Here is a 14,512-nt window from a genome sequence, read left to right on the forward strand (position 1 = left end):
GACCGCCTTCAACCGCCGGTAACAGGGTCACGCTGCGTCAGGCGGCGCGCGCTTTCACGGTCAGGCCGAGCATCCCGGGAGCGCCCTGCGGCCGCTTCCCGAGAGGCAGCAATCCGTTACCCCGGGTCCAGCGCAGAGGCCCGGCCTCGGTATCGTGCCAGCCATCGAGGGAGTCGCTCGTCAGATGAATGTCTATGTCGCGCGACTGATGGGTGTCCCAGAGATGGATATCGCCGATCAGGACCCCCAGATCGCGCCGATCGTCGAGGAACGGACCGACGGTCTCGGACGGCCTGGCGACATCCGATCGGATCCGGACCGCATCGAGCTCCGTCGGGATACGGAAGACGATCATGTCATTCACCTGACGTGCGGCATGATAGAGGTTTCCGTCCGAGCCCTCGAGATACACGCCCGGGGCGGCGCTTTCGGCGTCGGGTGCCCCCGGGATCTGCAGTTCCGGATTCGTCAGCTCCGGATTCGGGCAATCGGAGCCGCGCTGTTCCGGGCTGGACGTTTCGAAGCCGGGCGTCTCGTAGTCGGGCCTCTCCGGGCGGGGCGCAGGGGCCGCATCGACCGACAGGCGATCGCGCCCGGCACGCGCGGCAAGACGCCGGTACACAGGCTCGACGAAGGCGCGGTCGACCCGGAGCGGCGCCGCCGCATCCCGCGTCCAGCTCATGGAACCATCGGCGTCGCTCGGCTGCGCGGTCCCCACATCGTCGAGCAATGTCTCGGCGGGGCAGGCATTGGCCCAGATCACCGCATGGGACTCGGTCCGGAAATGATGAACCCGGTAGGTCCCGAGCGAGAGATCATATGCAATGCTCTCGCCATTGACGAGCATCCGGGCCGGAACGAGCGCCCCGTCGATATGAAGGCAATGTTCCGGCGTCACCACGAGATCGCGCTCCGGCACATGCTCGGCGAGCGAACCGGCCCGGAAACGGATCGGGTAGCCCGCCTCCTCCGGCCTGAGAGTCGGATCGGCCGTGATCTCCGTAGCGCCGACCCAGACGACCGACCGGGTTTGCCCCCGCCCGTCTCCCGCACCGTCTGCTGCACCGTCTGCCGCACCGTCTTGCGAAACGAGAACGGAAACGCGATCCCCCACGGAGAGCGTCTCGACCGCACGCGATCCCTCGGGGGTGCGGATGAGCGTCCCTTCGAGAAAGCACTTGTCATAGGAAAGAACCGTGCTGCCGTCGCGATCCGCCTCGAGATGAAAATCGCTGGCGCGGTAGCTTCCGGTCAGGACCGTCGACCAGCTCGACCCATCGGGCAGCGTGACGGTGAGCACGTTGTTGTTGATGCGGATCGCGCCACCGGAGCTGTATTTCAGTCCATCGATGTCGATCCGCCCCTTCCAGCCGACCGATGTATTGCTCAGGACCGCGCCCGGCTCGACAATAAGCAATCCCGCAGGGCCATCCTCTCCGGGGGCACCCGAGACCACGGTCTGCAGCACGGTCGCGCCGGAGGCGATCACCATGGATCCACCCGCAGAAACGATCGTGTCCCGCACGGTCGCACCGGGCTCGACCATCTGCGTGCCGCCCGAATCGATCGTCGCGCCGCTCAGGACGCCGCCGGATTCCACGATCTCCGATCCTCCGGAGGCGATCTCGCTTCCGCTCACGGTCCCTCCGGACTCGATGACGACACCGCCTCCGGCCTGAACGACCGCTCCATAGGCGACACCCCCGCCGCTCACGACCGCCAGACCCTTGCTTCCGACCGTGACCTGGCGGATCGTACCGCCCCGATCCACCATGACCGTACCGCCTGCAGAAACGACCGTGGCGGAAGCGAGACCACCCGAGATGATCTGCACGCCCGCGCTGAAGATATCGTTCAGGGCGGTCCCCCCCGCAGAGACGATCTGGGTGCCGCCGAAGAGACTGCCGCTATCCGTGCCACCGCTGGTCAGCTGTTCCGTCGATCCGACATCGAACGTACCGCCCGATATGATGCCCGAGCCGATGAATGTCTGTCCCTTGATGGTATAGCCGCCACCGACGATCGCCTGTCCGCCATCGAGCAGATGCGGGGCGATCGCGCGGCCGCCTCCCCCCTGATAGCCGGAAAGCGTCCCCACGGCGATGCCCGCACGCGACGTCACGGTCGCGCTGACCACGGTCCCTTCGTTGAGCGCAGCGAAGGACCCGCTTTCGAGCGCGGTACCGCCGAAGGTCGTGCCATAGGCCGCGGCGCCCACGACACCTCCGGAACTCACGGTCGCATCGACGATGCTGCCACCCGATGCGAGATCGAGCGCGGGCTGATCGGTTCCACCGGCCCCGAAGCCGTAAACCAGATCGCCGGACGTGACGGAATTCGTCCCGACATAATGCGTCGCACCGCTCGTGACGGTATATCGCGTACCTCTCCGCCTGATCGGCATTCCTGTCTCCCGCAGTCGTGTCGACGTCACGCATGCGATCGCCCCCGCACACGGACGATACCGGCCTGCAGGAGATCGCTCACGTTTCCGTGATATCAATTATGTCGGAAGATTTCAAAAATAAAAAAGGCGCTACCGCTTTATTAATTTTCGTCTTTTTTGGTTCATTTGCTGAATTTAGAGACAAGATCCTCAGTTCGCTCGTTTTTCTGACCGCCCCGATCAGCGCAAACCCGATCAGCGCGAGAAACACCCTCCCGCCCCGTCCGTCTCAGCCCGACGCGCGATCTGCTTCAGAATCCGGCGCCTGATGAGGCCGCTGGCCGGACGTATACAGAACCAGTAAAGCGTCATGAACCGTCTGGCGCGCGGGTCGGGACAGAAAATCCGCGTTCGGGTCACGAGACGACAGCGCCCGGGAGAAAGCGCTTCCGTCGTGAACTCCAGCAGAAGAAGCGGGCAATCCACGGAACGGCCATGAAAGAGCCCGGCGACGATATCGCGGTTCCTGAGCCCGAAATCCGTCTTCCAGAAATCCCCCGCCAGACCGTACCACAGGCATTCATTCCCCTCCCGTCCGAGGGGCGTGAAACGATCCAGACCGAAGGGCGTCACCGGCTTTCCGCCTTTTATCCGCGCGGGCAGCTCTCTCAGCGCCAGAAACGCCCGGATCAGCGGATCCTCCGTGACCTGAAGCGTCCCGACGGCATCCAGAACGGCCGCCGCTCCGGCATCGATCACCCGATCGTGCCGCTCGCTGAAATGAATTGCCCCGAAGGCCGGAAAGCGCATCCGTATCCGGGCGAGGTTCGACATCTCTCCGCTCCTCGATGATCGTTGTCAGTCGCAAGACGCACGCAGCGTTCGTCAGGAGGAGAAATTGTGCAAGGCCGGACATAACCGGAGCGCTCGACATAACCGGAGCACTCTGGCTGAACCCGCCTATTGGCGTTACACACGGCTCAGCCGGCCCGCCCTTTCAAGACTGGACCTACCGTGCGCTTTCTCGAGACCTTCGATCTCCACTCCTTCACCGATACGAGCATCAGCCTGCTCAGCGCCTTCGTATTCGGAACCCTGATCGGGGCGGAGCGGCAATATCGCCAGAGAACGGCCGGGGTACGTACCAATGCGCTCGTCGCCCTCGGCGGCGCCGCCTTCGTCGATCTCGCACAACGCATCGCAGGCGATGTCGAATCGCTCCGGGTCATCGCCTATGTGGTTTCGGGAATCGGCTTTCTCGGCGCAGGGTCGATCATCAAGGAAGGCGCGACGGTGCGCGGTCTGAACACGGCGGCCACGCTCTGGTGTTCGGCGGCAGTCGGCGCCTGCGTCGGCAGCGACATGCTGGCCGAGGGGTTCCTGCTCACCTTTTTCATCATTGCGGGCAATACCCTGTTGCGTCCGGTCGTGCGGGCCATCGACCGTATCCCGCTCCAGGCCAAATCGATGGAAGCGGGCTATGCGCTTCGCGTCCTGACCTGCCGTCAATCCGTGCAGGACATGACGGCGATCCTGAAAACCCGGCTGGAAGACGCGGATTACACGATCGGCAAGCTGTCGATCAGCGAGGAGGATGACGAACAGGCCGCCATCTGTGTCTCGCTGATGGTTTCTGCGAACGACCCGTCCGATCTCGAAGGTCTTGTCGCCCTCCTCATGGCGGATACGCGCGTCGCCGCGGCATCGTGGTCGCTCAACAACGACAGCTGACCGCCCGACCCGGATACCCCGCACGGATTGACCCGAGGCAGGGCATTGCGGGCAGGGCATTCTTGGCCGGACATTCCGGGCGGGGCACCTCCGGGAAAAGACCGTCTGCGCGGTGGCCGGAGCGATTCCGGGCAGGAGATTCCGAACGGGCGATGCTGATCGGGCGATGCTGATCGGGCGGTCCTGATTGGGCGGTCCTGATTGGGCGGTGCTGAACGCTCGATCCCCGCCGGCGGCGTTCACGATCTCGCAAACTCACGAACTCGCCGTCTTTCAGTCTCGCCGTCTTGCCCTCCTGCAGTCTTGCGATTTTCAGGGAGAGATTCGCGGAAGCGCGATCCGGACAAGGAGATAGGGGAGGCGCTGCCTGTCCTCGCCGTCATGGAAAGCCGGTTGACGCGACCATTGGCCGATCGTCGCATAGAGATGGTCATCGCCATAGGCGAGACCGTCCGGGGCGATCATGCGGGGATCGTGCGCGACGACGGAGATCCGACCGTCGGGCATACGCTGGAAGATGGCGTGACGCTCGATATCCGTCAGGAACAGACGGCCATCGGGTGCGGTGGCCATGCCATCTCCCATCCCTGCCTCTCCCTCATCCTTGACGCTGAACTCGATCTCCGTCTCCGTCGCCCTCGGATCGGCGAGGGTTGCCGTAGGTGCGGAATAGAGCGTGCGACCGGTCAGCGGTTGCCAGAACAGGGTCTGCTGGTCCGCACTCAGTCCGATCCCGTTCGCGCCTGCCTGCGCCATGGTCGGGTGATCCGGATCGTAACGCGATGCCTGTCCGTCGAGAACGGCGAGAAAGCCGTAACGGGGCATGACCGGGCCTGTATCGGCCAGGATACGCCTCTGGGTGCCGGTCGCGATATCGACCACGATAAGAGCAGGATGAACGGTGAGAGAGGAATCGGTGATGAAAGCCGTTCCCCTCTCACCGTGGGTCAGATCGATCCGGAGATCGTTGGGGTGACTGTCCGAGCGTATCGCCGGGGCGGAGAGGCGGATCTCCTCGACGATCCGCCCCGCACCGGGATCGATATGGAAGAGCCGCGCCGCGCCGGGAATGGTCCCCTTGCCGGCGAGAATGCCTTCATCGAGCACCCAGAGCTGGCCGTGCGCATCCACGGTCATGCCCAGAGGCGAGACGAACCGGCTCTGGCTTTCGCGATCGGGATAGGGGGTCAGCGCGCCCTTGCAGAACAGCGCGAGGCGCGGGCCGTCGTGATCCCGCAGGCTCCGGGGAAATCCGAGAACGAGGCGCCCATCGGGCAGACGGGCGATCCCCGAGGGCTGGGCCTGCCAGAAACGGCCGATCACCTCGACATTGCCCGAAGGCGCATATCCTGCATCCACGCTGTCCCTGACCAGCGGAACGCCTTGCCCTGCCTCCGCCCCGGGCGTCGTTCCTTGCGGGATACCGGAGGCGGGACCGGATACGCTATCGGGCGACTCCGCCAGAGCATTGCCGGGGGAGGTGGAAGCCAGAACCAGGACAAGCAGCGCGAGACGATATAGCGCGTGGGAATATCTCATGGGTCCCTCTCCTCCCGGCGCGTATCCGTCACGATGGATGAAGCGTCAAAACACGGACACGTTATCCTCAGCCCTTGAGAAGCGCCATGATCTCCGCCCGTGCCGCCGTGTCGCGCTGCCAGACACCGCGCACGACCGTCGTCACGGTACGGCTGCCGACATTGCGGATCCCGCGCATGGCCATGCACATATGCTCCGCCTCCACGAGCACCATGACCGCCTTGGGCTCGAGCACCTCGATGATCGAGGCAGCGATCTGATCGGTCAGGCGCTCCTGAAGCTGCGGCCGACGGGCCAGCACATTGACCACGCGCGCGATCTTGCTGAGCCCGGTCAGCCGTCCCGCTTCCGGAAGATAGGCCACATGCGCCTTGCCGAAGAACGGAAGAAGATGATGCTCGCACATCGAGTGAAAACCGATATCGCGCACGATCACCGCACCCTCGTGCTGATCGGCGAGAAACTGCTTGTGCAGATGTACGCGCGGATCCTCATGCAGGCCGCCCAGAACATCGAGATACATCCGCGCCACGCGATCCGGTGTCTCGAACAATCCCTCGCGATCCGGATCCTCTCCCAGCGCGAGGAGGATTTCCCTCATCGCTGCCGCGATACGGACCTGCGCGTCTTCCGGCAGGGCGATCGGCGCGATCGGTCGCTCCCCGCCCTGCCCCTTGTGGCGAGCGGCATCCAGCGCCACGAGATCGGCTGCGGGTTTCGTCATGTCTGGTCCTCGGTCAAGCAAAATGGGGCGTCCGTGCAGGGCACGGCGTCATCGGCCGCGCGGGGCAGCCTGTCCAACATGTCCGAAACGGATTGTCCACTGATTTTCTGTGCCGGAGCGATCTCGGCCAGAGGAACGAGAACGAAGGCCCGCCCGGTCATGTGGGGATGCGGCAGGGTGAGAACGGAATCGGAAACCGCACAGTCGTCGAGATAGAGCAGATCGACATCCATGGCGCGCGCCCCCCAGCGCATCCCGGGCGTACGACCGAGACGGGTCTCGATCTCCTTGCACAGACGCAGCAGGGCATGAGGGGCAAGACTGGTGCGCCCCGTCACGCACAGATTGTAGAAATCCGGCTGATCGGTCACACCCCAGGGCGCCGTCCGGTAGAGACCCGAGACCGCTTCGATCTCGAGACCCGGCGCCAGACCGAGCCAGGTCACCGCCATCCTGAGCGCCGCCGCCCGGTCGCCCATATTGCATCCGAGAGAAAACCCGACGCTCCGCTGGCGCCAAAGGGTGGTCTCGACGCTGACCGTGTCGAAACCATGAGCGATCGGGGCGCCGGGCTTGCCGACGCGGATGCGGGCCCGGGCGATGGTCGGAAAAGCCCCGAGAAGATCGCGGGCGATCCTGTCTGCGAGCGTCTCGATGAGTCTGACAGGAGGCCCGGAAACCAGAGCCACGACACGCTCGCAAAGAGCGGCATAGCAGACCGCCTGTGTGTAATCGTCGCCCTCGACCGCGTCCCGCGTATCGGCACAGATCTCGAGATCGATCACGAACCGTTGCCCGAGCCGGGTTTCCTCCGGCAGGACGCCGTGATGCCCGTAAACGCAGAGACGCTCGACCCGGATGATGGACTGGCCCGTCATTTCCCCTTCCGGTCCCTCTTCCCTGAACGCGCTCATGACGATGCCCTCCCGGCCGGAAGATGCCCGGAGGAAGGACAGGCAAGCAGGGTCGTGACGGCGAGGGCATCCCTGTGGGCCGCCACGTCATGAACCCGCAGGAGCGCGGCACCCGCACGCGCACCGTAGAGATCGGCGGCAAGCGTCGCGGCGAGACGCGCGTCGACGGCGCGTCCGAGGAGACGCCCGAACAGGGATTTGCGCGAGAGCCCGAGAAGCACCGGCAGGCCATAGGTCTCGCGCAGCATGGGGATGAGACGGATGCTTTCCAGATTCTGGGCATCCGTCTTGCCGAACCCGATCCCTGGATCGAGCACGATCCGCCCTCTTTCGATACCGGCTCTCCCGGCATGGGCGAGAACCGTGTCGAACCAGCGTCGGAACCCGTCACGAAGATCGAGCGCCGGATCGATCTCCGCCCGGTTATGCATGAGAACAGCCAGAGCCCCCGTCTCGGCGAGAAGGGGCGCCATGTCCGGGTCCCGCTGCATGGCCCATACGTCATTGACCATGACGGCACCTGCGGCGAGCGCCTGCCGGGCGACATCGGCCTTGTATGTATCGATCGAGAGCGGTGTTTCTTCTCCGCCCAGTGCCTGCAACACGGGCAGAACGCGTCCTGCCTCCTCTTCCGCAGCGATGAAGGGCGCACCCGGACGGGTGGATTCTCCGCCGATATCGAGCAGGGCGGCCCCTTCGTCGGCCAGACGACGCGCATGGGCGATCGCGGATCCGGGAGAGTCGTGTTGCCCGCCATCGGAAAAGGAATCCGGCGTGACGTTCACGATCCCCATCACGAGCGGGACACGCTCCTCATGCGCGCGCCAGATCGAAGCCGCGAGGCGATCGCGTTGCCGGTGCCATCCGGCGATTGCGGCGGCGGAGGTGCTGACGGCCTGCATGTCACCCGTTCATGTCATGTCTGCGAGGAGAGAAGCTCTTAGAGTACGGGAGCAGAGAGGTCCAGAAAAACGGCAACCCCGTCCCGCGCGCGGTGTTGGTTACGAAGCAAGGAGATGTTTCATGGCCAATGATCAGTTCGATGCGCCTGCCTTCGACGGCGAGGACAACAAGCATCACAGCGCCCGCGCTCTGGCAGAAGCGGCATTCCGGGCAGAGGAGGAAGGAGATCGCGAAAAGGCCGCCCAGCTCTTCCGACAGGCCGAAGCCGCGGATCCGCAGGCGCTGGAATCGGTCCTGCTCGAGCGACGGACCGACAGGGAAGGAACGGCACCGCCTCCGGTTGCAAGCGATGCGGAAGTCGCTGCGATGACCCGCACGATGGAACCGTCACGTCACGCACCGCCACCCGAGGCGATCGACGAAAACTACTGAAAACGGAACGCTCCGGAACAGTGCCGTAGAGGGCTGTGCAAGAAAGGGCTGTGCCGGAGAAGACGGAGGAGACATTGTCGGAGAGAGACAGGACCGGCCCCTCTCCCTCCGGATGATGGTTGATGTTCAGCCGATCATGTGTACCCATCCATGCGGGTCGTTCGTCCGGCCTGCCTGGATATCCGTAAGGGTTTTCTTGAGCGCGAGCGTGACCGGTCCGGGCGTCTTGCCGTCACCGAATACGGCTTCCCCCTGCGTGCGCCTGAAACTCCCTATCGGGCTGATGACAGCGGCCGTCCCGCAAGCGAAGGCTTCGCGATACCGCCCGGTCGCCGCCCCTTCGAAAACCTCGTCGATGGCGACCGGCGCCTCTTCGACGGTCAGACCCTGATCGCGTGCCAGACGCAGAATGGCATCGCGCGTGATGCCGGGCAGGATGGTCCCGGTGAGCGGCGGCGTAACCAGCGTGTTGTCGTCGCGCAGGAACATGACGTTCATGCCGCCCATTTCCTCGACATAACGCTGCTCGCGACTGTCGAGGAACAGAACCTGATCGCAGCCATGGGTCTGGGAATCCCGCTGTGCGATCAGGCTGGCCGCATAATTGCCACCGCATTTCGCAGCACCCGTCCCCCCCGGAGCGGCGCGCGTATAGGCGTCCGACACCCAGACGGAAACGCAGCCGCTTCCGAAATACCCGGCGACCGGGCAGGCGATGACCATGAAGAGATATTCCGAGGCGGGCTTCACCCCGAGGAACACTTCGGTAGCGATCATGAACGGACGAAGATAGAGGCTCTTGCCCTCCCCCGTCGGCACCCAGTCACGATCGATCCTGACCAGCTCATCCACGGCGGTCATGAAGATGTCCTGCGGCAGGGCGGCCATGGCCATGCGTGCGGCGGAGGCCTGGAAGCGACGGGCATTTTCCTCGGGCCGGAATGTTGCAATCCCCCCGCTCTCGAGCCTGTAGGCCTTCATGCCCTCGAAAACCTCCTGACCGTAATGCAGCACTGCGGCTGCCGGATCGATCGGAAACGGTTTCCGGGCCGTGATCCGCGCATCGTGCCAGCCGCGCCCCTCGCTGTACCGGACCATGGCCATATGATCCGAAAACACCCGTCCGAATGCAGGGTTGGCAATCAGATCCGCACGATGATCTGCCGGGGTCGGCGCGGTCGTGGGCTCTATGGTGAAGGGCAGCGCAACGCTTTCGGAAGCCATGATCTGTTCCATTGTTTCAAGAAGCTCTGGCGGCATCTTATCCGGTTCCCCCCATCTTGACACCCTTTGACAGAGGGAGAGAAGAACGGGCCGCGCGTCTGACCTTTTCGTGATATGTCGCGACACGGTTGCGGCGCGCAACATTGCGGCCTCATGCGCACGGGCTGAAAGCAGAAAGTGAAAGGGCTCTCATGAGCGTATCGACCCCGGTCAGGGCACTGACCCCCGCTGCCGTCATGGCCCGGAAGGGAGACACTCCGCTTGTCTGTCTGACCGCCTATACCACCCCGGTCGCGAAGCTGGTGGACCCGGAATGCGATATCGTCCTGGTGGGCGACAGTGTCGGCATGGTGCTGCACGGCCTGCCCTCCACGCTCGGCGTGACGCTCGAGATGATGATCATGCACGGCAAGGCCGTCATGAGGGGGCTCGGACGCGCCCTGTGCGTCGTGGACATGCCGTTTGGAAGCTATGAGGAATCTCCGGCCCAGGCCTTTCGTCATGCGGCCCGTCTCCTTGCCGAGACAGGGGCCGCAGCCGTCAAGCTCGAAGGCGGCCTTCACATGAAGGAGACGATTTCGTTTCTGGTCGCGCGCGGCATTCCCGTCATGGGGCATGTCGGCCTGACCCCGCAATCGGTCAACACGCTGGGGGGATACAAAGTCCAGGGTCGCGACGCCGATGCAGGACGGGTTCTGGCCGATGCACACGCCGTCGCCGATGCAGGCGCCTTTGCCGTGGTGCTCGAGAAACTGCCCAGCGCCCTTGCCGCGACGATCACGAACGAGGTTCCGGTTCCGACAATCGGGATCGGAGCCGGCCCTGCCTGCGACGGACAGATTCTCGTCGTGGACGATATGCTCGGTCTGTTTGCCGACTTCCGGCCCAAATTCGTCAAGCGCTTCGCGACCCTTGCCGAGGATGCAGGCGCCGCCATTCACGCCTATGCCGAGGAGGTCCGCACAGGGCGCTTCCCGGCACAGGAACACAGTTTCGGAGCTGCCTCGTGATCCATCGCGACATCGCCTCGATCAGAAACACGATCTCATCCTGGCGCGCGGACAGCAAGCAGGTCCGTATCGGGCTCGTACCGACGATGGGTGCCCTGCATGAAGGCCATCTGAGCCTCGTCGACGAAGCGCGACGCCGGTGCGATCGGGTTGTCGTCTCGATTTTCGTCAACCCCACGCAGTTCGACAGCAAGACCGATCTCGCTGCCTATCCCCGCACCGAAGCGGAGGATATCGCTTTGCTCGCCGGAGCCGACGCGGTTTTCATTCCTTCGGTCGAGGTCATGTATCCATCGGGATTTTCGAGCCAGGTGCAGGTTCGCGGCCTCGCGGATCGTCTCGAGGGCGTTCATCGTCCGGGTCACTTCGATGGCATGGCGACGGTGGTGACGAAACTCTTCGGGATTTCCGGCGCCGATCTGGCCTTTTTCGGAGAGAAGGACTGGCAGCAACTCCAGATCGTCAGACGGCTCGTCGCCGATCTCGATCTGCCGGTCGGGATCGTTCCCTGCCCGACCCTGCGCGAGGCCGACGGCCTCGCCCTGTCTTCGCGCAATCGTCGCCTTTCGCCGGAAGCTCGCGCGATCGCGCCCCGGCTGCACGCGATCATGCAGGATTGCGCCAGGGCCCTGAGAGCGGGAGACCGGGCCGATGAATGCCTCGAAACGGCCCGCAGGGCGCTCGGGACAGCCGGCTTTACAGGGATCGACTATCTCGTATGCGCCGATGCGGAGACACTCGCGCCTTCCGAACCCGCGAAGCAGGAGGGCAGAGCCCTGCGCCTTCTGGCAGCCGCATCTCTCGGATCGGTGAGACTCATTGACAATATCGTTATTTAGCAAAGGCTAAATCGCGTGCCATGATCGCGCGGTCGTGGCAGGTTCGTCCGGACCTGCCTCATCCGGATAAGGTAGTCAGGCATGTCTCTCTCCCTCCAGAACAGGATCGCCGCCGTCACAGGCGGTGCATCGGGCATCGGACTGGAATGCGTGCGCCAGCTCGTGGCCGCAGGCGCCATTGTCTATATTCTCGACCGGGACAAGGCCGCGATGGAAAGGGCGCGGGCCGAACTGGGCGACAGGGTTCACGCCGTCGAGGTCGATCTCTTCCGTCATGCGAGCATCCAGCAGGCCGTCGATACGGTTCTGGATGCCGAGGGGCGCCTCGACATCATGTTCGCCAATGCCGGGTCCTATGTCGGTGGCAATGCCTGGGAAGGCGACCCGGATAGCTGGGACCGGATGCTGAACCTCAACATCAACGCCGCCTTCCATTCCGCACGGGTCGCGATGGTCCCGATGATCAGACAGGGCAGCGGCGATATCGTCATCACGAGCTCGGTCGCAGGCGTCGTGCCGATCGTCGCGGAGCCGATCTATACCGGCTCGAAACATGCGATCCAGGCCTTCACCCATACCTGCCGCCGTCAGCTGGCGCCGCACGGCGTGCGTATCGGCGCCATCCAGCCCGGCCCGGTCGTGACCCCGCTCATCGATGACTGGGATCCGGATCGTCGCAAGGCCGCGCTCGAGGGCGGCGGAATGATGCAGCCTTCGGATGTGGCCGAGGCGCTGATCTTCATGCTGACGCGCCGCAAGGGCACCGTCGTGCGCGATCTGGTCCTCCTCCCGGAAGGCTTCGATATCTGATCTGCCGCACTCCTCGACGGACGATTCCCCGGCCCGGTCGGGCCGGGGAATGCAGGACTCAGGCGATCCTGACCATGTCGGTATGCGCATCCTCCGTAACCGGATAGTGCTGGCTCGAGAGAATCTCGATCGAGAGCACACCGATGCTGTTCCGTTCCCTGACACCCAGATCGAGCAGCGCCTCTCCCCTGGTCCAGCGGCATGAAGCGTTTTCCGGGCTTTCCCATCCGGGCAGGGCAGCGTTGCCGAGATGTGCAGTCAGCTCGACGGATCCCCCCGCATCGAAAAAACCGATCCGCCCCACCAGAACGCCGAGCCTGCGCCGGTCATCGACGAAAGGCCCTTCCGTCTCGCTGGGGCGCATCGTGCGTGACATGAGGCGAACGAAGCGCACCCGGTCGGGAATCATGAAGACGCTCTGACGGCCGGTCCGCCGCGCCTGACGGATCTTTCGTCCGCGCTCATCGACCAGATGCAGATCCGGATCGTCGGTTCGCTCGCGTTCCCGGACCTGCAGCACAAAGTCCAGCGCCTCGGCGCGCAGGCGGAGCCGTTCATGGACCGGCTCGACCAGGGCGCGCTCGGTGGCAAGCCGCGCCGCAGCGTCCTCCGACCAGCTTTTCTTCCGACCGGGAAGGGTCGCGACCTTTCCTTTCTGCCGGAACACATGACGATTTCCGGTGTCGAGATAGCTCTCCGTCAGGAGATCGTTGGCCATGATCACCGCATGATCGTCCGTCTCGATGTGAAAATAGGAATATTGGGTGATCGTCCTGTCGAAATAGATACTCCGTCCATTGACGAGCATCCGTGCAGGAATGAGAACCCCCTCGAAAAACAGGGCATGATCGGGAGTGACGAGCAGATCGCGCGAGGGTGTCCCCTCGGCCAGCGCGTCGCGGCAGATCCGCACCGGATATCCTGCGAGATCGTCGGGCCGATCGCGGTCCACCTGCGTCGTCGCGCATCCGGTCCAGCGGATCTTGCGGATCAGCCTCTCCGTACCGCGAAAGACGAAAACATCGTCTCCGACACAAAGGGTCTCGACCGCTCTCGGCCCCTGAGGGGTGCCGATGAGTGCGCCGGCGAGAAAACAGACGCCGACATAGGTATTGCCATCGCTATAGGTGATCCGGAGCGGATTGCTTTGCGACGACCCGGGCACGAAACTCCCGGTCGGAAGAGAGACACCGTCGGCCATGTTCACCGCATAGCGCGATATCGTGTTTCCATCGCTGCCGATCAGCGTGATCACGCGCGAGGTGCCCGACCCTGAAATCGTGTATTGCGCCACCGGCGCCACGGAATTCTGCAATTCGATAACCGTCTCGCTGGGATTGTAGCCGGTGATGGTCGTGCTCGTCAGCTCGAGTACCGCACCGCCCGCATTGAGCGTCAATGTTCCGCCACCGGGGCCGAATGCAATGCGCGTCCCCGTCAGGGCATTGATGAGCGAGTTCCCGTTTGCGAAGCGCCCGCCATGGGAGATGGTCACGGTGGTGCCGTTCAGGGCCGATCCGACGATGCCGCTTGCAAGCGTGGCGGTTCCGCCATCCACCGAGATATCGAGGCCGCTCAATCCGGAAAGCCCTGTCGTGATCGTGGCCTCGCCACCGATATACATCGTCGTCGGAAAGGCCGTTCCGAGCTGGACGGCGATATTGACCTCTCCCGAAGCGCCGGGGGGCACGACATATGTCCCCCCTACGAGAAGATTGGCCAGGGTGAAGCTGAAGTCGCTGCCGGTAATGACCTGCCCGCTTACCGGATAGATTCGGCCATCGTACGAAGTCGATCCATCCGGACCGGTAATGACGACATCCCATGACGTCGTCATGCCGAGGAAATTCGTATTCGTCGTGACGCGATAGGTAACGCCCGATGATGTCGTATTCGTAACGGTATCGGATGGCATCTCGTTTCTCCTTGCGAGCGACTTTTCATCGTTAATTAATCATTATATTTCGTCCCTTGTTCAGAGCTATCATACGGTTCAGGAA

The 14,512-nt window shown here is 63.8% G+C and carries 13 protein-coding genes; 5 read left to right on the forward strand and 8 right to left on the reverse strand.

Annotation, left to right across the window (positions count from 1 at the left end; all coding sequences use genetic code 11):
* Positions 1 to 37 precede the first annotated feature (37 nt).
* Complete coding sequence (locus tag SSA02_RS08255; RefSeq protein WP_147093588.1) at positions 38 to 2,404, reverse strand: Hint domain-containing protein; 2,367 nt, start codon at positions 2,402 to 2,404, stop codon at positions 38 to 40.
* Between the two features lie 237 nt (positions 2,405 to 2,641).
* Entirely contained in the window at positions 2,642 to 3,220 is a 579-nt protein-coding gene (locus tag SSA02_RS08260) for a hypothetical protein (protein WP_186807731.1), read from the reverse strand.
* A gap of 180 nt (positions 3,221 to 3,400) precedes the next feature.
* Here SSA02_RS08260 and SSA02_RS08265 point away from each other — a divergent pair, with 180 nt between their 5' ends.
* Positions 3,401 to 4,117: an MgtC/SapB family protein gene (locus tag SSA02_RS08265; protein ID WP_147093589.1), complete on the forward strand. Its 717-nt coding sequence runs from the start codon at positions 3,401 to 3,403 to the stop codon at positions 4,115 to 4,117.
* Positions 4,118 to 4,429: 312 nt separating this feature from the next.
* Here the strand turns inward: SSA02_RS08265 and SSA02_RS08270 are convergent, their stop codons facing one another.
* From SSA02_RS08270 to folP, 4 genes are all read right to left on the reverse strand, one after another.
* Positions 4,430 to 5,656 (reverse strand): SMP-30/gluconolactonase/LRE family protein, encoded by a 1,227-nt coding sequence (locus SSA02_RS08270; protein ID WP_147093590.1) that lies wholly within the window; start codon positions 5,654 to 5,656, stop codon positions 4,430 to 4,432.
* A 67-nt stretch (positions 5,657 to 5,723) separates the two neighbouring features.
* Complete coding sequence (gene folE, locus SSA02_RS08275) at positions 5,724 to 6,380, reverse strand: GTP cyclohydrolase I FolE (protein ID WP_147093591.1); 657 nt, start codon at positions 6,378 to 6,380, stop codon at positions 5,724 to 5,726.
* A complete protein-coding gene (gene folK, locus SSA02_RS08280) occupies positions 6,377 to 7,294 on the reverse strand; it encodes a 2-amino-4-hydroxy-6-hydroxymethyldihydropteridine diphosphokinase (RefSeq protein ID WP_246103742.1) in 918 nt (305 codons plus the stop codon). Before folK ends, folE begins: the two co-directional genes overlap by 4 nt.
* On the reverse strand, positions 7,291 to 8,196 hold the full coding sequence (gene folP / locus SSA02_RS08285; protein WP_222591065.1) for a dihydropteroate synthase: 906 nt from the start codon (positions 8,194 to 8,196) through the stop codon (positions 7,291 to 7,293). The genes folK and folP overlap by 4 nt, the downstream gene beginning before the upstream one ends.
* Before the next feature lie 121 nt (positions 8,197 to 8,317).
* Between folP and SSA02_RS12735 the strand changes: the two genes are divergently transcribed.
* Positions 8,318 to 8,629, forward strand: a complete 312-nt coding sequence (locus tag SSA02_RS12735) for a hypothetical protein (RefSeq protein ID WP_186807732.1) — start codon at positions 8,318 to 8,320, stop codon at positions 8,627 to 8,629.
* Positions 8,630 to 8,755: 126 nt separating this feature from the next.
* On the opposite strand, the gene SSA02_RS08295 is transcribed toward SSA02_RS12735, so the two are convergent.
* Positions 8,756 to 9,853, reverse strand: coding sequence for a branched-chain amino acid aminotransferase (locus tag SSA02_RS08295; RefSeq protein ID WP_147093592.1), 1,098 nt, complete (start codon positions 9,851 to 9,853; stop codon positions 8,756 to 8,758).
* Between the two features lie 191 nt (positions 9,854 to 10,044).
* On the opposite strand from SSA02_RS08295, the gene panB reads away from it, so the two are divergent.
* The 3 genes from panB (at position 10,045) to SSA02_RS08310 (ending at position 12,512) form a co-directional block, all read left to right on the forward strand.
* Entirely contained in the window at positions 10,045 to 10,863 is an 819-nt protein-coding gene (gene panB, locus SSA02_RS08300; protein WP_147093593.1) for a 3-methyl-2-oxobutanoate hydroxymethyltransferase, read from the forward strand.
* Positions 10,860 to 11,702 (forward strand): pantoate--beta-alanine ligase, encoded by an 843-nt coding sequence (gene panC / locus SSA02_RS08305; RefSeq protein ID WP_147093594.1) that lies wholly within the window; start codon positions 10,860 to 10,862, stop codon positions 11,700 to 11,702. The genes panB and panC overlap by 4 nt, the downstream gene beginning before the upstream one ends.
* An 81-nt stretch (positions 11,703 to 11,783) precedes the next feature.
* Positions 11,784 to 12,512, forward strand: coding sequence for an SDR family oxidoreductase (locus tag SSA02_RS08310; RefSeq protein ID WP_147093595.1), 729 nt, complete (start codon positions 11,784 to 11,786; stop codon positions 12,510 to 12,512).
* A gap of 58 nt (positions 12,513 to 12,570) precedes the next feature.
* Here the strand turns inward: SSA02_RS08310 and SSA02_RS08315 are convergent, their stop codons facing one another.
* Entirely contained in the window at positions 12,571 to 14,427 is a 1,857-nt protein-coding gene (locus SSA02_RS08315) for a Hint domain-containing protein (protein WP_147093596.1), read from the reverse strand.
* Between the last annotated feature and the right edge of the window lie 85 nt (positions 14,428 to 14,512).

Source organism: Swaminathania salitolerans (assembly GCF_007988945.1).
Taxonomy (GTDB): Bacteria; Pseudomonadota; Alphaproteobacteria; order Acetobacterales; family Acetobacteraceae; genus Swaminathania; species Swaminathania salitolerans.

Coding starts and splice junctions, on each gene's coding strand:
- SSA02_RS08255 (WP_147093588.1), bottom strand. CDS start 2,404: ATGCCGATCAGGCGGAGAGGTACGCGATATACCGTCACGAGCGGTGCG.
- SSA02_RS08260 (WP_186807731.1), bottom strand. CDS start 3,220: ATGTCGAACCTCGCCCGGATACGGATGCGCTTTCCGGCCTTCGGGGCA.
- SSA02_RS08270 (WP_147093590.1), bottom strand. CDS start 5,656: ATGAGATATTCCCACGCGCTATATCGTCTCGCGCTGCTTGTCCTGGTT.
- folE (WP_147093591.1), bottom strand. CDS start 6,380: ATGACGAAACCCGCAGCCGATCTCGTGGCGCTGGATGCCGCTCGCCAC.
- folK (WP_246103742.1), bottom strand. CDS start 7,294: ATGAGCGCGTTCAGGGAAGAGGGACCGGAAGGGGAAATGACGGGCCAG.
- folP (WP_222591065.1), bottom strand. CDS start 8,196: ATGCAGGCCGTCAGCACCTCCGCCGCCGCAATCGCCGGATGGCACCGG.
- SSA02_RS12735 (WP_186807732.1), top strand. CDS start 8,318: ATGGCCAATGATCAGTTCGATGCGCCTGCCTTCGACGGCGAGGACAAC.
- SSA02_RS08295 (WP_147093592.1), bottom strand. CDS start 9,853: ATGGCTTCCGAAAGCGTTGCGCTGCCCTTCACCATAGAGCCCACGACC.
- panB (WP_147093593.1), top strand. CDS start 10,045: ATGAGCGTATCGACCCCGGTCAGGGCACTGACCCCCGCTGCCGTCATG.
- SSA02_RS08310 (WP_147093595.1), top strand. CDS start 11,784: ATGTCTCTCTCCCTCCAGAACAGGATCGCCGCCGTCACAGGCGGTGCA.
- SSA02_RS08315 (WP_147093596.1), bottom strand. CDS start 14,427: ATGCCATCCGATACCGTTACGAATACGACATCATCGGGCGTTACCTAT.